This is a genomic window from Mumia flava (genome assembly GCF_002797495.1).
Taxonomy (GTDB): domain Bacteria; phylum Actinomycetota; class Actinomycetes; order Propionibacteriales; family Nocardioidaceae; genus Mumia; species Mumia flava.
In genome coordinates, this window is sequence record NZ_PGEZ01000001.1 from 402,210 (window position 1) to 425,742 (window position 23,533).

At 70.5% G+C, this 23,533-nt stretch carries 25 protein-coding genes; 20 read left to right on the forward strand and 5 right to left on the reverse strand.

The window, feature by feature from the left end; all coding sequences use genetic code 11:
* Positions 1–60: 60 nt before the first annotated feature.
* Genes CLV56_RS01875 through CLV56_RS01890 form a run of 4 tightly spaced genes read left to right on the forward strand, consistent with a single transcriptional unit; the run spans position 61 to position 5,025 of the window.
* A complete protein-coding gene (locus tag CLV56_RS01875) occupies positions 61–1,260 on the forward strand; it encodes a CaiB/BaiF CoA transferase family protein (RefSeq protein ID WP_039359854.1) in 1,200 nt (399 codons plus the stop codon).
* Positions 1,257–2,078, forward strand: coding sequence for a cyclase family protein (locus tag CLV56_RS01880; RefSeq protein ID WP_039359855.1), 822 nt, complete (start codon positions 1,257–1,259; stop codon positions 2,076–2,078). Before CLV56_RS01875 ends, CLV56_RS01880 begins: the two co-directional genes overlap by 4 nt.
* Positions 2,075–3,550 (forward strand): MmgE/PrpD family protein, encoded by a 1,476-nt coding sequence (locus CLV56_RS01885; protein ID WP_100414307.1) that lies wholly within the window; start codon positions 2,075–2,077, stop codon positions 3,548–3,550. Before CLV56_RS01880 ends, CLV56_RS01885 begins: the two co-directional genes overlap by 4 nt.
* A gap of 5 nt (positions 3,551–3,555) precedes the next feature.
* Positions 3,556–5,025: a dihydroorotase gene (locus CLV56_RS01890; protein WP_039359900.1), complete on the forward strand. Its 1,470-nt coding sequence runs from the start codon at positions 3,556–3,558 to the stop codon at positions 5,023–5,025.
* 68 nt (positions 5,026–5,093) lie between these two features.
* On the opposite strand, the gene CLV56_RS01895 is transcribed toward CLV56_RS01890, so the two are convergent.
* Positions 5,094–5,873, reverse strand: coding sequence for an IclR family transcriptional regulator (locus tag CLV56_RS01895; RefSeq protein WP_039359857.1), 780 nt, complete (start codon positions 5,871–5,873; stop codon positions 5,094–5,096).
* A gap of 237 nt (positions 5,874–6,110) precedes the next feature.
* Between CLV56_RS01895 and CLV56_RS01900 the strand changes: the two genes are divergently transcribed.
* The 10 genes from CLV56_RS01900 to CLV56_RS01945 all read left to right on the forward strand — a co-directional run bounded on the left by CLV56_RS01900 (position 6,111) and on the right by CLV56_RS01945 (position 14,585).
* The gene (locus CLV56_RS01900) at positions 6,111–7,331 is read left to right on the forward strand and encodes an ABC transporter substrate-binding protein (protein WP_039359860.1); all 1,221 of its coding nucleotides are present in this window, start codon (positions 6,111–6,113) and stop codon (positions 7,329–7,331) included.
* A gap of 36 nt (positions 7,332–7,367) precedes the next feature.
* Positions 7,368–8,360 (forward strand): branched-chain amino acid ABC transporter permease, encoded by a 993-nt coding sequence (locus CLV56_RS01905; protein WP_100414309.1) that lies wholly within the window; start codon positions 7,368–7,370, stop codon positions 8,358–8,360.
* Positions 8,357–9,406, forward strand: a complete 1,050-nt coding sequence (locus tag CLV56_RS01910) for a branched-chain amino acid ABC transporter permease (RefSeq protein ID WP_039359863.1) — start codon at positions 8,357–8,359, stop codon at positions 9,404–9,406. Before CLV56_RS01905 ends, CLV56_RS01910 begins: the two co-directional genes overlap by 4 nt.
* Positions 9,403–10,122 carry an ABC transporter ATP-binding protein gene (locus CLV56_RS01915; RefSeq protein ID WP_039359865.1) on the forward strand — a complete coding sequence of 240 codons (720 nt, stop codon included), beginning with the start codon at positions 9,403–9,405 and terminating at the stop codon, positions 10,120–10,122. Before CLV56_RS01910 ends, CLV56_RS01915 begins: the two co-directional genes overlap by 4 nt.
* Positions 10,119–10,823 (forward strand): ABC transporter ATP-binding protein, encoded by a 705-nt coding sequence (locus CLV56_RS01920; protein ID WP_245857529.1) that lies wholly within the window; start codon positions 10,119–10,121, stop codon positions 10,821–10,823. The genes CLV56_RS01915 and CLV56_RS01920 overlap by 4 nt, the downstream gene beginning before the upstream one ends.
* 1 nt (position 10,824) lies before the next feature.
* Positions 10,825–11,130, forward strand: a complete 306-nt coding sequence (locus CLV56_RS01925) for a muconolactone Delta-isomerase (RefSeq protein ID WP_039359868.1) — start codon at positions 10,825–10,827, stop codon at positions 11,128–11,130.
* A gap of 19 nt (positions 11,131–11,149) precedes the next feature.
* Positions 11,150–11,794: an aspartate/glutamate racemase family protein gene (locus CLV56_RS01930; protein WP_039359871.1), complete on the forward strand. Its 645-nt coding sequence runs from the start codon at positions 11,150–11,152 to the stop codon at positions 11,792–11,794.
* Positions 11,791–13,197 (forward strand): FAD-dependent oxidoreductase, encoded by a 1,407-nt coding sequence (locus CLV56_RS01935; RefSeq protein ID WP_100414310.1) that lies wholly within the window; start codon positions 11,791–11,793, stop codon positions 13,195–13,197. Before CLV56_RS01930 ends, CLV56_RS01935 begins: the two co-directional genes overlap by 4 nt.
* A gap of 83 nt (positions 13,198–13,280) precedes the next feature.
* The gene (locus tag CLV56_RS01940; protein WP_039343802.1) at positions 13,281–13,874 is read left to right on the forward strand and encodes a hypothetical protein; all 594 of its coding nucleotides are present in this window, start codon (positions 13,281–13,283) and stop codon (positions 13,872–13,874) included.
* A gap of 153 nt (positions 13,875–14,027) precedes the next feature.
* The gene (locus CLV56_RS01945; RefSeq protein WP_039343800.1) at positions 14,028–14,585 is read left to right on the forward strand and encodes a type 1 glutamine amidotransferase domain-containing protein; all 558 of its coding nucleotides are present in this window, start codon (positions 14,028–14,030) and stop codon (positions 14,583–14,585) included.
* Positions 14,586–14,690: 105 nt separating this feature from the next.
* Here the strand turns inward: CLV56_RS01945 and miaB are convergent, their stop codons facing one another.
* From miaB to CLV56_RS01960, 3 genes are read right to left on the reverse strand one after another with little or no spacing between them, the layout of a single operon-like run.
* A complete protein-coding gene (miaB, locus tag CLV56_RS01950) occupies positions 14,691–16,286 on the reverse strand; it encodes a tRNA (N6-isopentenyl adenosine(37)-C2)-methylthiotransferase MiaB (RefSeq protein WP_100414311.1) in 1,596 nt (531 codons plus the stop codon).
* A gap of 57 nt (positions 16,287–16,343) precedes the next feature.
* Positions 16,344–16,730: a VOC family protein gene (locus CLV56_RS01955; protein WP_039343795.1), complete on the reverse strand. Its 387-nt coding sequence runs from the start codon at positions 16,728–16,730 to the stop codon at positions 16,344–16,346.
* Positions 16,730–16,981, reverse strand: coding sequence for a hypothetical protein (locus CLV56_RS01960; protein WP_039343793.1), 252 nt, complete (start codon positions 16,979–16,981; stop codon positions 16,730–16,732). The genes CLV56_RS01955 and CLV56_RS01960 overlap by 1 nt, the downstream gene beginning before the upstream one ends.
* A gap of 87 nt (positions 16,982–17,068) precedes the next feature.
* Between CLV56_RS01960 and CLV56_RS01965 the strand changes: the two genes are divergently transcribed.
* The 6 genes from CLV56_RS01965 (at position 17,069) to CLV56_RS01990 (ending at position 23,023) form a co-directional block, all read left to right on the forward strand.
* On the forward strand, positions 17,069–17,647 hold the full coding sequence (locus CLV56_RS01965) for a TetR/AcrR family transcriptional regulator (protein ID WP_100414312.1): 579 nt from the start codon (positions 17,069–17,071) through the stop codon (positions 17,645–17,647).
* Between the two features lie 84 nt (positions 17,648–17,731).
* Positions 17,732–19,351 carry an MFS transporter gene (locus CLV56_RS01970; protein WP_100414313.1) on the forward strand — a complete coding sequence of 540 codons (1,620 nt, stop codon included), beginning with the start codon at positions 17,732–17,734 and terminating at the stop codon, positions 19,349–19,351.
* A 306-nt stretch (positions 19,352–19,657) separates the two neighbouring features.
* The gene (locus CLV56_RS01975; RefSeq protein WP_157805169.1) at positions 19,658–20,386 is read left to right on the forward strand and encodes an amino acid ABC transporter ATP-binding protein; all 729 of its coding nucleotides are present in this window, start codon (positions 19,658–19,660) and stop codon (positions 20,384–20,386) included.
* A gap of 92 nt (positions 20,387–20,478) precedes the next feature.
* Positions 20,479–21,381 (forward strand): glutamate ABC transporter substrate-binding protein, encoded by a 903-nt coding sequence (locus CLV56_RS01980; protein WP_039343789.1) that lies wholly within the window; start codon positions 20,479–20,481, stop codon positions 21,379–21,381.
* Positions 21,382–21,470: 89 nt separating this feature from the next.
* The gene (locus tag CLV56_RS01985; protein WP_039343786.1) at positions 21,471–22,118 is read left to right on the forward strand and encodes an amino acid ABC transporter permease; all 648 of its coding nucleotides are present in this window, start codon (positions 21,471–21,473) and stop codon (positions 22,116–22,118) included.
* The gene (locus tag CLV56_RS01990) at positions 22,115–23,023 is read left to right on the forward strand and encodes an amino acid ABC transporter permease (RefSeq protein ID WP_100414314.1); all 909 of its coding nucleotides are present in this window, start codon (positions 22,115–22,117) and stop codon (positions 23,021–23,023) included. Before CLV56_RS01985 ends, CLV56_RS01990 begins: the two co-directional genes overlap by 4 nt.
* Positions 23,024–23,059: 36 nt before the next feature.
* On the opposite strand, the gene CLV56_RS01995 is transcribed toward CLV56_RS01990, so the two are convergent.
* Complete coding sequence (locus CLV56_RS01995) at positions 23,060–23,518, reverse strand: hotdog fold domain-containing protein (protein ID WP_039343784.1); 459 nt, start codon at positions 23,516–23,518, stop codon at positions 23,060–23,062.
* Positions 23,519–23,533 lie beyond the last annotated feature (15 nt).

Here is a 23,533-nt window from a genome sequence, read left to right on the forward strand (position 1 = left end):
GGATCGACCCTCCTCCGGTTAGAGTGATGGCCAGCCAGAGCGTTTCTACAAGCGGAATGGATGAGCCTCGTGCCGGATCCCATGCCTCTCGACGGACTGCGCGTCGTGGACGCCTCGACGATCCTCGCGGGGCCACTGTGCTGCCAGATCCTCGGCGACTACGGCGCCGACGTGATCAAGCTCGAGCACCCGGTCAACGGCGACAGCATGCGGGGGCACGGCCGCAGCAAGGACGGCGTCCCGCTGTGGTGGAAGGAGATCAGCCGCAACAAGCGGACGGTCGCGCTCGACCTCAAGTCGGGCGGCGAGGTGTTCCGGCGGCTCGCGGCCACCGCGGACGTCGTCGTCGAGAACTTCCGGCCCGGCACCCTCGAGCGCTGGGGCATCGGCCCGGACACGCTGCTCGCCGACAACCCCGGCCTCGTGATCGTCCGGCTCACCGGCTTCGGCCAGACCGGGCCGTACGCCTCGCGTGCCGGGTTCGGCACGCTGGCCGAGGCGATGAGCGGGTTCGCGGCGACCACCGGCGAGCCCGACGGTCCGCCGACCCTGCCGGCGTTCGGCCTCGCCGACAGCATCTGCGGCATCGCGGCCTCGTCGGCGGTGATGATGGCATTGCGGCACCGCGACAGCACCGGCCGCGGCCAGGTGGTCGACCTGAGCATCCTCGAGCCGATCATGACCGCGGTCGGCCCCGGCCCGACCGTCTACCAGCAGACCGGCGAGATCGCGCAGCGCCACGGCAACCGCTCGACGAACAACGCGCCGCGCAACACCTACCGCACCGCCGACGGAGGCTGGGTCGCGATCTCGACCAGCGCACAGCGGATCGCCGAGCGCGTCCTCGAGCTCGTCGGGCACCCCGAGGTGATCGACGAGCCGTGGTTCGCGACGGGCGCCGGCCGGGCCGAGCACGTCGAGCTGCTCGACACGTACGTCGGCGACTGGATCGGCGCGCGCGACCGCGAGACCGTGCTCGCCGCGTTCACCGACGCGGGCGCCGCGATCGCCCCTGTGTACGACGCACGCGACCTGGTCGAGGACCCGCACGTGCGCGAGACCGAGATGCTGGTGGAGGTCGACGACCCCGACCTCGGGGCCCTGCTCCAGCACAACGTGATGTGGCGGATGAGCGACTCCCCCGGGCGCATCCGCTTCACCGGCCGCTCGATCGGCCAGGACACCGACGAGGTGCTGGGCGAGCTCGGCTACTCCGCCGACCAGATCGACCAGCTCAAGCGAGAGGAGACCGTCCGATGACCGACGCCCTGCTCCAGGTGGTGGGCTCCGGCCTGGAGGTCGTCGACCTCGGCCGTCAGCTGCGGACCGGGATGCCCCAGTCCCCCAACCACCCGCAGTTCTGGCACACCCTCCCCCGGCGTCACGGCGACATGGTGCGCTCGGACGGCAGCAGCGCCGCGAACGACATGATCTCGACCGGCACCCACGTCGGCACCCACATCGACGCGCTCGCCCACGTCTCGTACCAGGGCTCGATGTACGGCGGGGTGGACGCGGTCGCGTCCGGCGTCGGCGGCAAGTACGACGAGCTCGGCGTGCACACGATCGAGCCGATGATCCGGCGCGGCGTGCTGCTCGACGTCGCGGGGCACCTGGGCGTGGAGCACTGCGAGGGCGGGTACGAGATCACCGTCGACGATCTCGAGGCGACCGCGAAGCGCCAGGGTGTGGTCGTCGAGGCCGGCGACGTCGTGCTGATCCGCAGCGGCTGGGGCAGCAAGTTCGCCGAGGGCGCGCCGTACGTCGGCGGCCCGAGCGGCGTCCCCGGCGTCGGCGAGGACGGCGCGGTCTGGCTCGCCGAGCACGGCGTGCACGCCGCGGGCGCGGACACGATCGCGTTCGAGCGGCTCGCCCCCGGCGGCGGCCACGCGCTGCTGCCGGCGCACCGTGTGCTGCTGGTCGAGCACGGGATCTACATCATCGAGGCGCTCGACCTCGAGGGGCTCGCGCAGGCGGGCTGGAGCGAGTTCACGCTGATGCTCGTCCCGTTGAACATCTACGGCGCCACCGGCTCGCCGGTCCGCCCGCTGGCGGTCCGTCCGAAGGGCGCGGCGTGAGCGCGCCGACCCTGGCGGAGCAGCTCGGCGGCTTCGCCGCCGCCACCGCGTACGAGGACCTGCCCGCCGACGTGGTCGACAGCGTGAAGAAGCGGGTGCTCGACACGATCGGGATCGCGGCTGCGGCCGCGACGCTGGAGACGAGCCGCGCGGCCCGGGCCTGGGCAGCGTCCCAGGGCGGGGTCGAGGCGGCCTCGGCCGTCGGTGTGGAGCGGCGACTGCCCGCGGCGCAGGCGGCGTTCGTCAACGGCACCCTCGCGCACTCGCTCGACTACGACGACACCCACCTCCCCTCCGTGCTCCACCCGAGCGCCGCGGTCGTGCCCGCCGCGCTCGCGGCCGCGGAGCGCAACGGCGCCGACGGACGCGCCCTCGTACGGGCGATCGCGCTCGGGCTCGAGACCTGCGTCCGGCTCGGCATGGCCGGATACGACGAGAAGGCGAAGAACTCGACGTTCTTCGAGCACGGCCAGCACGCGACGTCGATCTGCGGCGCGATGGGCGGCGCGGTCGCGGCGGCCGTGCTGTACGGCGCGGACGCGCGCGGCGTGGTGGACGCGCTCGGCGTCACCGCGTCGATGTCGTCGGGCATCATCGAGGCGAACCGCACCGGCGGCACCGTCAAGCGGATGCACTGCGGCTGGGCCGCGCACGCGGCCGTCTCGGCCGCGGAGCTCGTCGCGTTCGGGTTCACCGGTCCCCCGACGGTGCTGGAGGGGCGGTTCGGCTTCTTCCAGGCCTGGCTGCACGGCGTCTTCGACCCGTCCGCGATCTCCGACGGCCTCGGCACCGACTGGGCCGTGCCGGGGATCTTCTTCAAGCCGTACCCGGCCAACCACTTCACGCACGCGGCCGTCGACGCGGCCGCCGCCCTGCGGGCCAAGGGCGTGACGCCGGACGACGTCGAGCGGCTCACCCTCGGGGTCCCCGCGCCCAACCTGCGCACGATCGGAGAGCCGATCGAGGTCAAGCGCGCCCCCGAGACCGGCTACATGGCGCAGTTCAGCGGGCCGTACGCCGTGGCCGTCGGGCTGCTCGGGGGTCACGGCCTCGGCGCCGGCGTGGAGGACTACACCGACGAGCTCGCCGTCGACCCGCAGCGTCGCGCACTCATGGCCAAGGTCGACGTCGTCGCCGACGAGCGGTGCACCGCGATCTTCCCCCACCAGTTCCCCGCGGTGCTGACCGCGCGCCTGACCGACGGGCGCGAGCTCGTCGAGGAGGTGCTGACGACACGCGGCGGCCCGCAGCGGCCGCTGTCCTTCGCGGAGCTCACCGCGAAGTTCGAGGCGAACGCCTCACGCACGCTCGGCCCGGACGAGGTGGCCGCACTCGCGGACGCGTGCCGCGACCTCGACCACCGGACCGACCTGGGGGCCGTGCTGGCGCCGCTGACGCGCCTCGACCCCACCGGTTCTGCCGACCAGCAGAAGACGACGTCCGCCGCGGCTGCGGCGACGAGCGAAGGGTGAATCAGATGACCGACTACGACCTGGTGATCACGAACGCACAGGTGGTCCGCGCGGGCCGGGACGCCCCCGAGCGCGTCGACGTCGCGGTCCGCGACGGGCGCTTCGCCGCGATCGAGCCCAGCATCGATCCTGCGAGCGCCGCCGAGGTCGTCGACGCCGGCGGCAAGCACCTCTTCCCCGGGGTCGTCGACGTGCACCAGCACTGGGGGATCTACAACGAGCTCGGCGAGGACGCCGACAGCGAGAGCCGTGCGGCGGCTCAGGGCGGTGTGACCTCCGGGATCACCTATATCCGCACCGGCGCGTACTACCTGAACCGCACCGGCCCGTACCGCGAGGTCTTCCCCGACGTGCTCGCCGCCACCGACGGCCGCGCGTACGTCGACTACGCCTTCCACGTCGCGCCGATCCTGGCCGAGCACATCGACGAGATCCCGATGATGATCGAGGAGTACGGCGTCCCGTCGTTCAAGGTCTTCATGTTCTACGGGAGCCACGGCCTGCACGGGCGCTCCGCGGACCAGAGCTCGTTCCTGATGATCCCCGAGGACGAGTCGTACGACCTGGCGCACTTCGAGTTCATCATGCGGGGCCTGCAGAAGGCGCGCGAGGACGAGCGCTTCGCCGAGGACCGGGACGTGATCTCGTTGTCGCTGCACTGCGAGACGGCCGAGATCATGCGCGCGTACACCAAGCTCGTCGAGTCCGAGGGCACGCTCAGCGGCCTCGAGGCCTACAGCGCGTCGCGGCCGCCGCACTCGGAGGGCCTCGCGATCACGATCGCGTCCTACCTCGCGCACGAGACCGAGCTGCCGAACATCAACCTGCTGCACCTCACCTCCCGCAAGGCGATCGAGGCCGCGATGATGATGCAGCAGACGTTCCCGCACATCGACTTCCGTCGCGAGGTCACGATCGGGCACCTGGTCGCGAACTACAACACCGCGAACCTCGGCGGCAAGGTCAACCCGCCGCTGCGCTCCCCCGAGGACGTCGAGTCGCTCTGGGAGCACCTGCTCGCCGGGCATTTCTCGTGGGTCACCTCCGACCACGCGTGCTGCCGCGACGAGGTCAAGTTCGGCGAGCCGCGCGAGGACGTCTTCCTCGCGAAGTCCGGGTTCGGTGGCACCGAGTACCTCCTGCCGGGTCTGGTCACCGAGGGGCGCAAGCGCGGCCTGTCGTACGGCCGGATCGCGGAGCTGACCGCGACCAGCCCGGCGAAGCGCTTCGGCCTGGAGAACAAGGGCGACGTCGCGGTCGGGCTCGACGCAGACTTCTGCCTGCTCGACGACGATTTGACGTACGAGGTGCACGCCGCCGACTCGCTCTCGACGCAGGAGTACACGCCGTTCGAGGGCTTCGAGCTCACCGCGAAGGTCACCGACACGTACCTGCGCGGCGAGGCCGTGCTGCGCGACGGTGCGATCGTCGGCTCCCCGCGCGGACAGTTCGTGCGCCGGTCCGGCAAGCGCTGAGCGTCGGACGGGACGAGCCCCTCCGCCGCGGTCGCGGTGGAGGGGCTCGCCGGCGTGGCGCGGCGCCGTCAGGGGCGGAGCTTGACCGTGATCTCGCGCGCGGCTCCGACCACCAGGCGCGCGAGCTGCTCGTCGGGGCGGTCGGCGTAGCGGAAGACCGGTCCGGACACGCTCACCGACCCGAGCACGTTGCCGGCAGCGTCGAAGAACGGCGCGGCGATGGAGGCGGCGCCGGTGTTGCGCTCGTTCAGCGAGACCGTGTAGCCGCGCTCGCGGGTCGCCTCCAGCTCGGCGCGGTAGTCGGCGATGTCCAGGTCGGGCTTGCGGACCACGAGCTGGCTGATCTCGTGCTCGACCAGCGACCCCGGCAGGTGGGCCAGGATCGCCCGGCTCGACGCGCCGGAGTGCAGCGGGAAGCGGGGGCCGATCTCGACCACCATCTTGATCTCCTGCGGGCTCTCGAACTGGTCGAGGTACATCCGCTGGTTGCCGACCAGCACGGACAGCGTGGTGGTCTCCTGGGTCTCGTCCCGCAGCCGCCGCAGGATCGGCGCCGCGGTCGACCGCACGTCGAGCTGGCTCCACGCTCGCGTCGCGAGGCTGGCCGCGGCCGGGCCCAGCACGTACGCCGAGCCGCCGGGGAGCGGCTGCACGAGCGAGCGCGACACGAGCGACTGGAGGATCCGGTGCACGACCGCCTTGCTGAGCGACAGCGAGCGGGCGATCCGGGAGACCCCCAGGGGCTCGTCGGAGCGGGCGAAGGCCAGGAGAACGTCGGCGACCCGGTCCGCCGACTCCGTTCCGCCTGCCGTCTCGCGGGGCGATCCCGTGATCTTCTGCGTCTGCATGAGCGAACCCCCAAATCATATATCCGTTTCGCCTAGCGGAACCCTATCTTGGTTCGGATCGGCGCGCTACCCCTAGACGCCACCGTCAATCCCGTGCCATACTCACGAATCACCGCACCACCGATGACAGGCAATCACGACTTGCCCACCCGCTCAGCGGAACGAGACTCAGGACCGATGTCGTTCCTTCACCAGGAACGCTGGCTGGGAGCAGGCACAGAAGGAAGGTTCGGACCCTTGAAGAAGCTCACCCTGATCACCACGCTGGCTGCGGGGAGCCTCGCGCTCGCCGCCTGCGGCGGCTCGTCGGACGACGGGTCGTCGACCGACGAGATCATGATCGGCTCGGTGCACCCCCTCACGGGCGCGCTCGCCGGCGTCGGCGCCCTGATGAACGACGGCGCCAAGCTCGCCGTGGACGACATCAACGCCGACGGCGGCATCGAGGCCCTCGACGGCGCGCAGCTCACCCTCGGCGAGGGCGACAGCAAGGGCGCCGCCGACACCGGGCAGAGCGAGGCCCAGCGACTGATCGGCGACGGCGCCGTCGCGCTCGTCGGCACCTACCAGAGCGACGTCACCACCAACGTCGCCGCGGTCGCCGAGCGGTCGAAGGTGCCGCTCGTGATCGACGTCGCCGTCGACGACTCGATCCTCGAGCAGGGCTACCAGTACAGCTTCCGGATCCAGCCGAACGCCACCAGCATGGGCACCGACGGCGCGAACGACCTGATCGAGATGTCCGAGGCCGCCGGCAAGCCCGTGGAGTCCGTCTCGTACATCCACATCGAGGGCGCGTTCGGCCAGAGCGTGTTCGACGCCTTCAAGGCCGAGGCCGAGGCGCAGGGCGTCCAGGTCCTCAAGGAGGTCACCTACGCCGGGACCAACTTCACCGACGCCACCACGCAGGTCCGTGAGGCCGCCTCGGTGAACCCCGACGTCATCGTCGCGACCGGCTACTACCCCGACAGCCTCCTCGTCGCCCAGGCCGTGAACGCCCTCCAGCCCGACATCGACGCGCTGTACGGCGTGGCGAACGGCGGCTTCGACGACAGCGCCTTCCCCGGCGACGCGGGCGCCGCGGGCCAGAACGTGCTCAGCGCGAACTACCACTACGGGGCCACGAACGACGAGGTCGCCGACATCCGCCAGCGGTTCCAGGAGGAGTTCGGCAAGCCGATGGAGACCGCCTCGGTCCTCGCCTACCAGTCGGTCCGGGTGATCGCCCAGGCGCTGGAGGAGTCCGGCTCGACCGACCCGGAGGAGCTGCGCAACGCGATCGCCGACATCGAGGTCGACGACCCGCTGCTCGCGTTCGACGGTCCGATCACCTTCGACGAGACCGGCCAGAACGAGAACGCGACCGTCATCGTCATGCAGATCCAGGGCGACGCCGTGGAGCAGGTCTTCCCCGAGGACTTCGCGACCTCCGACGTCGTCTACCCGACCAACCAGTGACCTGGTCGGTCGCACGGACCAAGGACGGGAACGGACATGAGTGACACCGTGACCGGGTCGCAGACCCGGACCGAGGGGCGGCTCCGCGTGCCGGCGCTGCCCCTCGGGGTCACCCTCGCCGTCGTCGTCGCGCTGGTGGGGGTCTACGTCTTCGGCCAGCGCGAGGCCGGCCTGGTGACCCAGTCGATCGCCACCGGGCTGCTGCTCGGCGGCGTCTACGCGCTGGTCTCGGTCGGGCTGACGCTGATCTTCGGCGTGCTCGGGATCGTGAACTTCGCCCAGGGCGCCATGCTGACGCTCGCGCTGTACCTCGTGTACACGATGACGTCGTCGTGGGGCCTGCCGGTCTACGTCGCGACCCTGATCGCGATCCCGGTGATGTACCTGTTCGGCGTGCTCGTGCAGACCACGCTGCTGAACAAGCTCACGCTCGCCGGCAGCCACGAAGGTCCGATGCTGATCACGCTCGGGCTGTCGCTGCTGATCGCGAACGTGCTGCTGATGATCTACGGCGGTCGTCCGCTGAAGGTCGGCGGCTCGGTCGATGGCTCGATCCACCTGTTCGGCGCGATCGCGTCGTACGAGCGGGTGATCGCGTTCGTCGGTGCGCTGCTCGTGGCGTTGCTGCTGACCGTGATCCTGCGCAAGACGTCGTTCGGGATGTCGATCCGCGCGGTCTCGGCGAACGCCCAGGGCGCCTCGCTGGTCGGTGTCGACGTCAGCCGGATCTACGGCATGACGTTCGGGATCGGCTCGGCCTGCGTCGCGGTCGCGGGTGGCCTGATGGCGCCGTTCCTCAGCCTGACGCCGTCGGTCGGCGAGCAGTTCACCATCCTCGCGTTCGTGATCGTCGTGCTCGGCGGGCTCGGCAGCGTGGGCGGCGCGATGGTCGGCGGCCTGGTGATCGGTCTGGTCCAGACCGTCGGCGCGCTGTACCTGCCGGGGACGGGCTCGCTGATCCTCGTGTTCGCCGTGTTCGTCTGCGTCCTGTTCTTCCGCCCGCAAGGGATCTTTGGAGCCAAGCCATGAGCGCCGTCACCGAGCGCCCCGCACCGGTCGTCGATCCCGGCGACCCGCGGCTGCGCGACCGCACCACGATGCGGTCCTTCATCGCCCTCGGCATCCTCGTCGCGCTGCTCGCGGTGCTGCCGTTCGTGCTGGACGAGCAGAGCCAGACGGTCGCGATCCGCACCCTGATCTTCGCGATCATGGCCGTCGGCTGGAACCTCATGAGCGGCTACGGCGGGATGTTCAGCTTCGGCCACGCCGCGTTCTTCGGCATCGGCGCCTACACCAGCGCGTACCTGCTGGTCGAGCACGACATCTCTCCGTGGATCGGGATGGGCGCGGGCGCCGTGCTGTCGGCGGCCGCCGGCACGCTGATCGCGTTCCTGTGCCTGCGCTACCGGCTCGCCGGGGCGTACTTCGCGCTCGCGACCTTCGCGTTCGCCCAGGTCTTCCTGCTCGCCGTGCAGAACATCGACGCGCTGAACCGTACGGAGGGTTTCAACGTGCCGATCCTGCCCGAGGAGTCGTGGTCGATGATGCAGTTCGACCAGGGCAGCCCGATCTACTACTGGATCCCGCTCGGCATCCTGACGATCGGTCTCGCCGGGACGATCTGGTTCGTGCACTCGCGGACCGGGCAGTACGTCCAGGCGATCCGCGACGACGAGGTCGCGGCCGAGTCGCTCGGCATCCCGGTGATGCGGTACCGCCTGATCACGGTCGCGCTCAGCTGTGGGTTCACCTCGCTGGCCGGCGCGTTCTACACCCAGTACTACTTCTTCGTCGGTCCGGAGCAGGCCTTCGGGGCCGCGGTGTCGGTGAACGCGATCGTGCCCGCCGTGATCGGCGGCATCGGGACGATCTGGGGCCCGCTCGTCGGCGCCCTGATCGTCGGCCCGCTGTCGGAGTGGCTGACCGAGGTGCTGCGCGACCCGCCGCCGTTCTTGGACTTCCTGCAGGGCCTGACCGGCCTCGACGTCGCGGTCTACGCCACCCTGCTCATCCTCATCGTGCTGTTCATGCCGAAGGGCATCTACGGCACCCTGCGTGATCGGTTCCGCTCATGAGCCTGCTCGAGGTCGAGACCCTCACCAAGTCCTTCTCCGGCCTGACCGCGGTCGACTCCGTGGACGTCACCGTCGCCGACGGCGAGTTCCTCGGCATCATCGGTCCGAACGGCGCCGGCAAGACCACGCTGTTCTCGCTGCTGGCGGGCCAGCTCACGCCGACGTCGGGCCGGGTCGTCTTCGACGGCACCGACATCACCGGCTGGTCCCCGAACAGGGTGGCCGACGCCGGGCTGGTCCGGACGTTCCAGCTGATGCGGCCGTTCGAGAGCATGTCCGTGCTCGACAACGTCGCGATCGCGGCGCACCACCGGCACCGCTCGCGCAAGGCCGCGCGGCGGCACGCGCTCGAGGTGATCGATCGCGTCCACCTGGAGAAGTACGTCCACGCGTCGCCGGGGAGTCTCCCGACCGCCGGGCTCAAGCGGCTCGAGCTGGCCCGCGCGCTCGCGCTGTCGCCCCGGCTGCTGCTGCTCGACGAGGTGCTCGCGGGACTCGTCCCGGCCGAGCGGGCGCCGATCATCGAGCTGTTGCGCGAGATCCACGCCGACGGCATCACGGTGATGTTCGTCGAGCACATCATGGCGGCCGTGATGGCGCTGTCGGAGCGGCTGCTCGTGATGGCGGAGGGCCGCGAGCTGGCTCTCGGCGACCCGAAGACGGTCGTGGCGGACCCGCGTGTGATCGAGGCCTACCTCGGTGAGGAGTACGCATGATGCTCGAGATCGACGACCTGCACGCCGGATACCGGCGGCTGGAGATCCTGCACGGCCTCACGCTGCACGTGGATCGCGGCGAGATCGTCTCGCTGATCGGCGCGAACGGCGCCGGCAAGACCACCACGCTGCGTGCGGTCGCGGGGCTGATCAGCCCGACCGGCGGGCGGATCAGCTTCGACGGCCAGGAGATGAACCGCCTCAAGCCGCACCAGATCGTACGGTCGGGGCTGGTCCACGTGGCCCAGGACCGTGCGCTGTTCGGGGACCTCCAGGTGCTGGAGAACCTCGAGATGGGCGCGTACACCCAGTCGCGCTCCACGGTCAGGCAGTCGCTGGACGAGGTCTACGCGCTCTTCCCGATCCTCGCCGAGCGCCGCACCCAGCGCGCCGACACGCTGTCGGGCGGGCAGCAGCAGATGCTCGCGATCGGCCGGGCGATGATGGCGCGACCGACCTGCCTGACCCTGGACGAGCCGTCGATCGGCCTGGCCCCGAACCTCGTCGCCCAGGTCCTCGAGGCGATCCAGCGCATCCGCGAGTCCGGCGTCACGGTCCTGATCGTGGAGCAGAACGCCTCGCAGGCGCTCGCGATCTCCGACCGCGCGTACGTGATCGAGTCCGGCTCGATCGTGCTCGACGGGCCGGCGGCCGAGCTCGCCGACGACCCGCGGGTCCGCGAAGCGTACCTGGGGGTCTGAGGTGGAGTTCCTCGTCCACATCGAGATCGACTGGCCGCCGGACGCCCCCGAGGAGCGCAAGGCGGAGATCTTCGCCCGCGAGCTCGAGCAGGGACAGCGGCTGGCTGCCGCCGGGCGGCTCCGCCGGCTGTGGCGGGTGCCGGGGCGCTGGGCGAACTGGAGCCTGTACGAGGTCGCCGACGCCACCGAGCTGCACGAGTCGCTGAGCTCGCTGCCGCTCTACCCGTGGATGGACATCGAGGTGCACGCCCTCGCCGAGCACCCGAACGACCCGCGCGCGCTGGGCATCGACCCGGACGCGCCCTGAGGCCAGGAGGACCGACCGCATGCGACTGCTCGCGATCACCCCGATCTCGGTCGACGACGCCGAGCTGCGCCGCCGGCAGGCGCGCTACGACGCGCTCGCCCCCGACGGCGTCGAGATCCACCTCGAGAACCTCGGGACCGGCCCCGACGTGCCCCGCGCGCTCGAGACCGACGAGGACGTCCGCACCAGCGAGCAGGCGCTGCTGGCGCGCTATCGGGCCGCGGACCCGACCGGGTACGACGGGTTCCTCCCCGACTGCGTCCTCGATCCGCTCGGCGAGCTCGACCACGGCCTGCCGCTCCCGGTCTTCGGGATCGGGCGGCTCGCCGCCGCGTTCGTCGCCGGCCAGGACGCGAGCCTCGCCGCCGTCGCGCGCAACGACGCGATCGCCGTGGAGCTGGACCGCAAGCTGGCGGCGTACGGCTCTCCGAGCGTCGGGCCGACCGTCGTGCTCGACCTGTCCGTGGACGACATCGCCGACGACGCCGCCTGGGCGGCGGCGGTCACCCGCCGTACGGCCGGTCTCGACTGCGACTTCGTCCTCAACGCCTGCTCGGCCGTCGAGGTCGCCGAGCAGCCCAGCGCGCCGTACCTGCTCGACCCGACTCGCACCGCGCTCGCGATGCTCGCCGTGCGGAGCGAGGCGACGGGGACACGACGATGACCGCTGGAGCGGGCCGCGAGGCCGCCGACGAGGCGTTCGACGGGCCGGACGTCGTCGTCGCGGGTGCCGGCGGCGGGCTGGTCGGGGCGCTGCGCGCCGCGTCGCTCGGGCTGTCGGTGCTGGTGGTGGAGCGCAACGAGCACTTCGCCCGCGGCAACAACACCGCGATGTCGACCGCGATGGTTCCCGGCGCCGGCTCGCGCTGGCAGCGCGAGGCCGGGATCGACGACTCCCCCGCCCGGTTCGTCGGCGACGTCGAGGCGAAGACGCACGGTGAGGCTGATCTGCGGCTCGCGACCGCGCTCGCGGACGTGAGCGCGCGGCTCGTGGAGTGGCTCGCCGACGACGCCGGTCTCCCGCTGTCGCTGGTCACGGACTTCGACTACCCCGGCCACTCGCGGATGCGCTGCCACACCGTGCCCGGCCGGTCGGGCCAGGCGATGCTCGGCGACCTGGTCCGCGCGGTCCGTGCCTCCGACCTGATCGACGTGATGACGCCCGCGCGGCTGGTCGACGTGGTGGTCGACGAGGACGGCGGCGTCCGCGAGGTGGTCGTCGACACGCCTCACGGCGAGGAGCGGATCCCCACGCGCGCGGTCCTGCTCGCCACGAACGGCTTCGGCGCCGACCCCGATCTGGTCGCGCAGCACCTGCCCGAGATCGCGGGCGCCACGTACCACGGCAGCGAGGGCTCGACCGGCGACGCGCTGCGGATCGGTGAGCGGCTCGGCGCCGCGACCGCCTACCTCGACGCCTACCAGGGCCACGCCGCCCTGACGCCGGCGGCGACCCTGGCGGGCTGGGCGACGATCATGCACGGCGGAGTGATGGTCGACGTGCACGGTCGGCGGTTCGGAGACGAGACGACCGGCTACTCCGAGTACGCCGCACGGCTGCGGGAGCAGGACGAGAGCCGCGGCTGGATCGTCATCGACGAGCGGATCCACGAGGCGTGCCTGGTCTTCGCGGACTACCGCGACACCGTCGAGTCCGGCGCGAGCCGGCCGGCCGCGGACCTCGCCGCGCTCGCCGAGCTGACCGGCACCGACCCGGCGACGCTCGGCGCGACCCTCGACCAGGCCGGCCGCTCGGCTGCCGGCGAGCCCGACCCGTACGGCCGGTCGCGGTGGGAGGGCCCGCTGCACGCTCCGTACCGTGCGATCCCGGTCTCCCCCGCGCTGTTCCACACCCAGGGCGGGCTCGTGGTCGACGAGCACGCCCGCGTGCGCAGGGCCGACGGGTCGCCCGTGCCCGGGCTGTACGCGTCGGGCGGTGCGGCGGCCGGGATCTCCGGCCACGGCGCGGCGGGCTACCTCGCCGGGAACGGGCTGCTTCCCGCGCTCGGGCTCGCCTTCCTGGCGGCGGAGGACGTGGCGGGCGGGTCGCCGCCGAGGTCCGGCTGAACATTCCTTCCCGCCCGGCGCCGTCGGGCCTAGCGTGGAGCTGTCCCCCGATCGATCGACCACGTCGTACGAGGAGGACGAGGATGTTCATCCAGGTGATTCAGGGACGCTGCTCGCGGCAGGACGAGATGCAGGCCGCGATGGCGGAGTGGGAGGCCGAGCGCGGGCCGGAGGTCGTCGGCTGGCTCGGCGGGACGTACGGCTTCACCGACGACGGCCTTTGCGTGGCCGTCGTCCGGTTCGAGTCCGAGGAGGCCGCGCGCGCGAACTCCGACAGCCGCGAGCAGAGCGCATGGTGGGACCGCACGTCGCAGCTGTTCGACGGGCCGATCGAGTTCCACGACTGCACCGATGTCACGATGATGATGGACGGCGGGTCCGACGACGCCGGCTTCGTGCAGATCATCCAGGGGCGGGTGCTCGACGCCGACGCGTTGCGCGCGATGTCGACCGACACCGACTCGTTGCACCGGATGCGCCCCGAGATCATCGGCGGCACGCTCGCGATCGACGCCGACGGGACCTTCACCGAGACGGTCGCGTTCACCGACGAGGCCGCTGCGCGCCAGGGCGAGTCCACGGAGATGCCGGACGAGGTCCGCGAGCAGTTCGAGCAGGCGATGGCAGACGTGCGCTACCTCGATCTGCACCATCCCCTCTTCATGTCCCGCACCTGACCCTCCCGACCCCGATTCGTCGACTTCCGGCGGGAATCGGAGCTGTGATTCCGTCCCGAAATCGACGAATCGTGGTCGGCGCGGTCTGACGGCTCACCGGTCGCGTGGCAGCCTCGGGAGGGAGGCCCGAAACAGCGACGGAAGGAGCACGTCATGGCCGATCTCAGCGGACGCAACGTCCTCGCGATCGTGACGAACTACGGCGTCGAGCAGGACGAGCTCGTCGTGCCCGTCGAACGGCTGCGCGGGAGCCGTGCCGCCGTGACCGTGGCGGCGCAGTCCGAGGGCGAGATCCAGACCCTCGTCGGCGACAAGGACCCCGGCAAGACCGTCCGGGCCGACACGACGTACGGCGCGGTGGACGCGGATGCGTACGACCTGCTCGTGATCCCCGGCGGGACGCTGAATGCCGACTCCCTGCGGCTCGACGCCGACGCGATGGGCCTCGTGACCGCGTTCGCGGCGGCGAGCAAGCCGGTCGCCGCGATCTGCCACGGCCCGTGGGCGCTGGTCGAGACCGGTCTGGTCCGTGGCAAGCGGCTGACGTCGTACGCCTCGCTGGCGACCGACATCCGCAACGCCGGGGCGCAGGAGTGGACCGACGAAGAGGTCGTCGTGGACGCCGCGAACGGCTTCCGCCTGATCACCTCGCGGACGCCGAAGGACCTCGATGCGTTCCTCGGTGCGGTCGAGGACGCGCTGACGTCCTGACCCGGTCCCCTCCCGACCACGATTTGTCGAGTTCCGGCGGGAATCGGGGCTGTGATTCCGTCCGGAACTCGACGAATCGCGGACGGGGCGGGTCGTACGGGTCGGTCAGCAGGCGCAGCCGGGGCCGTCGGCGACCGGGAGCGGAGCCGGTACGCCGACCGACGGCATCCCGAGCCCGACCCCGACCGGTGTCGGCGCCTCGTGCCGGGCACGCCACGCCTCCCCCGCGCGCGTACGTCGGACGTCGATCGGGACCGCGTCGGAGACGAGGTGGTGCGGGGCGGCCTGGGTGAGCTCGACGGTCACCAGGTCGCCCGGGCGGATCTCGGCATCGCCGGGGCGGAAGTGCACGAGCCGGTTGTCGCGGGCGCGGCCGGTCAGGCGGTGCGTCGCGCCGTCCTTCTTGCCGCCGCGACCGGCGTCGGTGTCGGCGACGAGCAGCTCGAGGCGCTTCCCGACCAGCGCGCGGTTCTCGGCCCACGCGATCTCGTTGACGAGCGCGACCAGCCGGTCGTACCGGTCCTGGACGACCGCCTTCGGCAGCTGCTCGTCCATCTCGGCGGCCGGGGTGCCGGGGCGCGGCGAGTACTGGAACGTGAACGCGCTCGAGAACCGCGCCTTGCGGACCACGTCCATGGTCTCGAGGAAGTCCTCCTCGGTCTCGCCCGGGAACCCGACGATGATGTCGGTCGTGATCGCGGCGTCCGGCATCGCGGCGCGGACCCGGTCGATGATGCCGAGGAACCGCTCCTTGCGGTACGAGCGCCGCATCGCCTTCAGCACGCGGTCCGAGCCGGACTGCAGCGGCATGTGCAGCTGCGGCATGACGTTCGGGGTCTCGGCCATCGCCTCGATCACGTCGTCGGAGAACGCGGCCGGGTGCGGCGACGTGAACCGTACGCGCTCCAGGCCCTCGATCTCGCCGCACGCGCGCAGCAGCTTGCCGAACGCGAAGCGGTCACCGAACTCCACACCGTACGAGTTGACGTTCTGGCCGAGCAGGGTCACCTCGACGACGCCGTCGGCGACCAGCGCCTCGATCTCGGCGAGGATCTCGCCCGGACGGCGGTCCTTCTCCTTGCCGCGCAGGCTCGGCACGATGCAGAACGTGCACGTGTTGTTGCAGCCCACGCTGATCGACACCCACGCCGCGAACGCCGACTCGCGCTTGGTCGGCAGCGTCGACGGGAACACCTCGAGCGACTCGAGGATCTCGACCTGGCTCTCCTCGGCGACCCGCGCGCGGTCGAGCAGCGCCGGGAGCGACCCGATGTTGTGCGTGCCGAACACGACATCGACGTACGGGGCGCGCTTCGTGATCGTGTCGCGGTCCTTCTGCGCGAGGCAGCCGCCGACGGCGATCTGCATGCGCGGGTTCTCGCGCTTGAGGCTCGCGACGTGGCCGAGCGTCCCGTACAGCCGATTGTCTGCGTTCTCCCGGACCGCGCAGGTGTTGAACACGATCACGTCGGCGGTCGCGCCCTCGGGCGCCGCTGCGTACCCGGCGTCCTCGAGCATGCCGCTCAGGCGCTCGGAGTCGTGGACGTTCATCTGGCACCCGTAGGTGCGGACCTCATACGTGCGGGTCGGGTCGTCCGCCGGTCGAGGAGCGAGCGGAGCATCGGCCCCCTCCGCCGGTCGAGGAGCGAGCGGAGCGAGCGTCTCGAGACCCGCGGTCTCGGTCTCAGGCGTGGCAGTCATGACCACCCCAGGGTACGGGCTGGTCCCCGTCACCCTCGACCCCGTGGGCGGCTCCGCCTACTGCGGCTCGGCCTCGACGTGGGCGAGCACGTTGATGATCGTGCCGCCCGGGTCCTCGACGAAGAACCGGCGCACGCCCCACGGCTCGGTCGTCAGCGGGTAGACGACCCGCAGCCCGTCACGGAGCGCGGCCGCGTGGGCGGCATCGACAGCCTCGGGCTCGCCGAGGTCGACGCCGAACCGCGGTGCGGGATCCTCGAAGCCGACCGGGAGCACGAGGACCTGCGCCGTCGGGTTCGCAGGGGAGCTGACTCCCACCACCGGGTCCTCCATCGCCACCGCGAACCCGAGGACGTCGGTGTAGAACGCGCGGGACGCGGCGACGTCCTCCACGTGGGTGTACGCGACGACGCGCGCCGGGGCGGCTGCGGTGCGGTCGGGCATCAGGAGCTCTCCTCTCGTGCACGCCGTCGGCTGATCGACGGACGGACGAGGAGCACGATGCCAGCGACGACCGACACGATCCCGATCACGAACCACGTCGGCGAGCCGCCGGTCAGGGGCTCGCAGTCCGCGACGCACAGGATCGGCCGGATGCGGACGAGGTCCGCGCCCTGAAGCACCCACAGCGATCCCAGCAGGACCAGGGTCACGCCTGCGACTCCTCGTACGACGTGCTTGGCGGTGGTGGGCATGTCGGCTCCCTTCTCGGTCTGCGATGCTCTAGGGTGAGAGTCACTCTCACCAGTGAGGGACGCTATCAGCCTTGGAGGAGACTGTCGATGCCCCCTTCCCCTATCCGCGCCGCCCGGGAGCGCCAGCGGACGGAGGTCATGCGCGCCATCGCGGAGGTCGCGATCAGGCTGTTCGGTGAGCGTGGATTCGACGAGGTGACGATCGAGACCGTGGCGAGGGAGGCCGGAGTCTCGCCGGCGACGCTCTACCGCCGGTTCGGTACGAAGGAGAACCTCGTGTGCTGGGCGCCGGACGAGCAGGACGCCTTGGCCGGACTGCTCGAGCGTCTCCACGACGGCGCCGGCGTGGTCCAGGCGGCCACCGACCTGGTCGAGACCTTCCCCGACGACGCCGTCGACGCGGTCGAGTCCACGGGCCGACTCCGGCTGGAGCTGATCGCGGCGCACCCTCAGCTGGGTGCTGCGGCCCACGCGAAGGCCGCCGGGTTCACGACCGAGGTGCTCGCCGCGACCGAGGGCCGCGACCAGCGCAGCCGGCTCGAACGCGAGACGGAGGTCGCGTGCGTCGTCGCCGCGATGGATGCCGGGACCGCTGCCTGGGCCCGTGGCGACGGCACCCTCCGTACGTGCATGCGGACCGCGCTCGCGACGCTGCGCGCCTGCTGACGCCCAGCGACCACCGCCCGGGCCCGGTTGCACGGCCGAAGCAAACACCGCGCGGACCACGCTCAGTCGTCGTAATCTCGGCGCGTGACGACCACGCCAGCCCAGGCCGGATCCGATCCCGAGAGCACCACCGGCACCGCTCCCGCACGTGCCGCCTTGGTCCTGATCGCCCTGATCCTCGGCGCCGCGGTCGCGAACCTCAACCTCGCCGTCGCCAACGTCGCCCTCCCCGACATCGGCAAGGCGTTCGACTCCTCGCAGACCATGCTCAACCTGGTCGCGGTCGGCTACTCGCTCGGCCTCGCCGGCTCGGTGCTGTACCTCGGTGCCCTGGGCGACCGCTACGGCCGCAAGATGATGCTGGTGCTCGGCGTGACGCTGTCCGTGCCGGCCTGCCTGCTCGCCGCGTACGCACCGACGGACGAGGTGCTGTTCGCGGCGCGGGTGTTCGGCGGGGTCGCGGCCGGCATGGCGTTCCCGACCACCCTCGCGCTGATCACCGCGCTGTGGTCCGGCACCCTCCGTACCCGCACGATCGCGCTCTGGTCGGCCGTCGGTGGCGCGATCTCGTCGCTCGGCCCACTCGTGTCGGGCTACCTGCTCGAGGACTTCTGGTGGGGCTCGGTGTTCCTGGTGACCCTGCCGCTGGCGGTCGTGGCGCTCGTGCTCGCGGTCGTCTTCGTCCCGTCGCACGTCAACGAGGCGACCGAGCCTGTCGACAACCTCGGTGGCGCGCTGTCCGTGCTGCTGATCGGTGCGCTCGTCGTCGCGATCAACTTCCTCGCGGTGCCCGACAGCACGGGCCTCGTGCTCAGCCTCTCGGTGATCGCGCTGGCGGCCGGGGTCCTGTTCTTCCTGCGTCAGCGTCGGGCACGCAACCCGCTGTACGACCTGGACGTGGCGCGGCGTCGGATCTTCTGGGTGGCAGCGGTGGCCGGGATCATCGTGTTCGGGTCGCTGATGGGCGCGATGTTCATCGGCCAGCAGTACCTCCAGAACGTGCTCGGGTACTCCAGCCTCGAAGCCGGCGCCGCGATCCTGCCCGCGGCGTTCATGATGGTGCTGATCGCGCCGTTCTCGGCCCGGCTCGTCGACTCGCGCGGATCGCGCTTCACGCTGCTCGCGGGGTACGTGTTCGTGCTGCTGGGATTCGCCACGATGCTGATCCTGTGGGGCGAGTCGAGCCCGTACTGGCAGGTCGCGCTCGGTTACATGTTCGTCGGCGCGGGAGTCGGCTTCGCCGGTACGCCGGCGTCGCACTCGCTGACCGGTTCGGTGCCGGTGCAGCGGGTGGGGATGGCGTCGGGGACCGCCGACCTGCAGCGCGACCTCGGCGGCGCGCTGCTCCAGTCGATCTTCGGGACGCTGCTCACCGCCGGGTACGCATCGTCGCTGAGCTCGACGATCGCGAGCTCGAAGGACGCCGACTCGATCTCGTCGTCCACCGAGGCGACCCTGACGAAGTCGTTCGCGAGCGCCGCGAACCTCGCCGAGTCCCATCCGAAGCACGCGGACCAGATCATCGCCGCCGCGCGGGACTCGTTCCTGGACGGCGACCACTGGGCGTACATCGCCGGGATCGTGGCGGTGCTGGTCGGCGCCGCGCTGATCGGTGTGCTGTTCCCGGGGAAGGACGGGGAGAACCGGCTGCTCGGCCACTACGCGGAACTGGACCGCGCAGCGGCCGGGCCGGCAGACGGCTGAGCCGACCCGCACCGCCCCGTACGACCCGACACCCCGTACGGGCCGCACCACCCCGTACAGCCGGTGTGCGTTTGCGTTGCCGGCAACGGAAGGTGGCTCCGGGCAACGCGAAGAACGCGTGCGTTTGCGTTGCCCCGAACAAGGTTGCGTTGCCGGCAACGGAACCCAGCGGCCGCGCGGCACTGCCAACGCTGATGGCACGACGCACCCGGGTCACGTTCTCGCAACGACGTGGTGAACCGCCGCAGTCCGAGTGGCCCCATGACCCCTTGCGGCCCTAGGTTCGACCACATGGCCGATGAATACATGGTCGCGATGGACGATGTGCAGAAATGGTTCGGCGATCTGCACGTTCTCCAGGACATCAATCTGCACGTGACCCCGGGCGAGGTCGTGGTCGTGATCGGTCCGTCCGGCTCCGGCAAGTCGACCCTCTGCCGGGCGATCAACCGGCTCGAGCCGATCGACGAGGGCACGATCGCGATCGACGGCGACAAGCTGCCCGAGGAGGGCAAGCAGCTCGCACAGTTGCGCGCCGACGTCGGGATGGTCTTCCAGTCGTTCAACCTGTTCGCGCACAAGACCGTGCTCGAGAACGTCACGCTCGGGCCGATCAAGGTCCGCAAGAAGTCGAAGTCCGACGCCGAGAAGCGCGCGATGGAGCTCCTCACCCGCGTCGGCGTCGAGAACCAGGCGAACAAGTATCCGGCCCAGCTCTCCGGCGGCCAGCAGCAGCGCGTCGCGATCGCCCGCGCCCTGGCGATGGACCCGAAGGTCATGCTCTTCGACGAGCCGACCTCCGCGCTCGACCCGGAGATGATCAAGGAAGTCCTCGACACGATGGTGGCGCTCGCCGAGGGCGGCATGACGATGATCGTCGTCACCCACGAGATGGGCTTCGCCCGTACGGCCGCGCACCGTGTCGTCTTCATGGCCGACGGGCAGATCGTCGAAGAGAACACCCCGCAGGAGTTCTTCGACAACCCCACCTCCGATCGCGCGAAGGACTTCCTCGCCAAGATCCTCAAGCACTGACACCAGACCCGCGTCGGGGCACGCCGCCTCGCCGCACCCACGGGCTCGCGACCGCGGGCCCAGCACGACGAGCACACGACGAGGGGATAGACATGAAGCTCGACAAGTTCAAGCTCGCTGCCGTAGCCGCGGCCGCGACGCTGGCGCTGGCCGGCTGCGGTGACGCGGGCGAGGACGACGGAGGTGACGGCGACGGCGACGGCTTCAGCGCCGAGGTCGTCGACAGCCCGGAGTTCGACGACGGCACCCGCATGGCGGAGCTCGCCGAGCAGGGCACCGTCAAGATCGGCGTCAAGTTCGACCAGCCGGGGATCGGCTTCATGCCTGCCGGCGCCGACGAGCCCGTCGGGTTCGACCCGAACATGGGCAAGGTCATCGCCGGACAGCTCGGCATCGAGCCTGGGCAGATCGAGTGGACCGAGACGATCTCCGACAACCGCGAGCCCTTCCTGCAGGAGGGGACGGTCGACTTCGTCATCGCCTCGTACTCGATCACCGACGAGCGGCGCCAGCTCGTCGGCCAGGCCGGTCCGTACTACGTGACCGGTCAGCAGCTCCTCGTCCAGGAGAGCAATGAGGACATCGGCGGTCCTGAGGACCTCGAGGGCAAGAGCGTGTGCTCCGTGACCGGCTCGACGTCGATCGCGACCGTCGAGGAGGAGTACGGCGCCGAGCCTGCTGGCTTCAACACCTACTCCGAGTGCGTCGACCAGCTCAAGAACGGCTCTGTGGACGCCGTCACGACCGACGGTGCGATCCTGGCCGGCTACGCCGCCGACGATCCGGGCACGATGAAGGTCGTCGGCGACCCGTTCTCGGAGGAGCGCTACGGCATCGGCTACAGCCAGGACGCTCCGGAGCTCTGCGAGTTCATCAACGAGACCCTCGAGGGCGCGTTCGACGACGGTACCTGGGAGGACGCGTTCGACGACTCACTGGGAGACTCCGGGATGGATGTTCCGGACACCCCCGAGCTCGACGAGTGCCCGAGCTGACCTGATGCATCGACGGTTGCCGGGTGACCCGGCTGGTTCGGGTCACCCGGCAACCGTGCCCATGCCCGAACGGCTAAGGAGGTGAGCGCGTGGACGTCCTGATCGACAACCTGCCGGTCATCCTCGAGGGCTTCGGTAAGACGCTGCAGCTGCTGGCAGTCTCCGGTGTCATCGCCATGATCGTCGGCACACTCATCGCGTTGTTCCGCGTGAGTCCGGTCCCGGTCCTGCGAAGGACAGGGACGGTCTACGTCGCGATCTTCCGCAACTCACCGCTCTTGGTGCTCATCCTGATCACGTACTACGGACTGCCGGAGATCGGCATCGACTTCGGGTTCTTCACGATGATCACGATGGCGATGGGCCTCTACACCGCGGCGTTCGTGGCCGAGTCCCTCCGGTCGGGCATCAATGGGATCCCGTTGGGTCAAGCAGAAGCCTCACGATCGCTCGGACTCACGTTCTCCCAGTCCATGAGCACCGTGGTCTTCCCGCAGGCGCTCAGGAACGTGGTGCCGCCTCTCGCGAGCGTCTTCATCGCGCTCACCAAGAACACGTCTCTTGCTCTCGGATTCGGCATCGCCGAGGCATCTTTTCGAAGCAAGGAACTGCTGAACGACTTCCCGACCTCGCGGTGGTGGATCTTCGGCGGGATCGCCCTGGGCTACATCATCATCGTCGAGGCGATCTCGCTCGGGGCCGCGCTGCTCGAGCGCCGGTGGAGGAGGGAACGATGAGCACCGTTCTGTACGACGCACCGGGCCCCCGGGCTCGACGGCTCTACCGCACGATCGGGATCATCTCTTCGCTCGTCCTCATCGCCATCGCGGCGCTCGTGATCTACCAGCTGTACAAGGCCGACCAGTTCACCGAAGAGGTCTGGGAGCCCTTCGTCACACCTCGCATCATGGAGCTGCTGTGGCAAGGCCTCCTCGACACGATCCGAGCCGCAGTCCTCGCCATCATCGGCGCTGTTCTCTTCGGCATCGTCTTCGGGATCGGCAAGCTGTCAGAGCACGCCTGGATCCGCTGGCCGTGCTGGCTCGTCGTTGAGTTCTTCCGCGCGGTCCCTCTGGTCATGCTCATCTTCTTCGTCTGGTCGTTGTACTCGCTCCAGCCCGATCGCTCGTACATCTCGCTCGTGATCAGCCTCGTCCTGTACAACGGCGCGGTCCTGGCCGAGGTCTTCCGCGCGGGTATCAACGCTCTGCCGAACGGCCAGTCGGAGGCTGCCTACGCCGTCGGAATGCGCAAGAACCAGGTGATGACGGCGGTCCTGCTCCCCCAGGCTGTCAAGATCATGCTTCCGTCCATCATCAGCCAGTGCGTCGTCGCTTTGAAGGACACGTCGCTCGGCTACCTGATCCTCGCACCGGGACTCACGACCGCCGGCCGCCTGATCTGGGGCACGTTCGGCAACTACCTGGCGACGGCGCTCGTCCTGCTCATGCTCTACCTCGTCCTCAACCTGCTCCTGGAACGGCTGGCTGTGTGGGCGGAACGCAGGTTCAGCCAAGGGCGGAAGCTCCACGTGGATGCCGTCGGCGCGCTCGGTGACGAGGAACGCACCGCTGCGGAGAAGGCCAATGCCGTGCGGTTCGGCCCCGAGAGCCTGGGGGGCGGTGGCCAGGGCCGTACGTGACGTCACGCCGTCGTCGGCGCGCTGTCCGGCTCTGGCTCAGCCCTTCGGCGTGACCCAGAGCCGGATCGTGCCCTCGACGACGCGCGTACCGTCGTCGCGCACGGCGTAGACCGTCACGGGCACGTCCGGCGCGCCGGCCCAGTCGGCCTCGGTCGTCTCGGCGACGCACGTCAGGTCACTGGTCGCCTTCGCGAGGTAGGCGACCTCCATCCCCTTCGGGAGCCACCGCATGTCGGACGGGACGGTCGCCTCCGCGAGCAGGCCCATCGCGGCCTCCAGCCCGTTGCAGACGGCGATCGCATGCACGGTGCCGATGTGGTTGTGCACGGCGCGGCGCTTGCGGAGCCCGACCTCGGCGCGGTGCGGCTGCATCGTGCGGACCTGCGGGCGGATCGTGCGGAAATACGGCGCCTTCAGGCTGAACGCGAAGCCGAAGAGCTTGTCGCCGAGCGGGAGTCCGGTCGCCCGGCGGTAGAGGTCGTACGTCGAGGTCATGCGCGGCAGCGTACC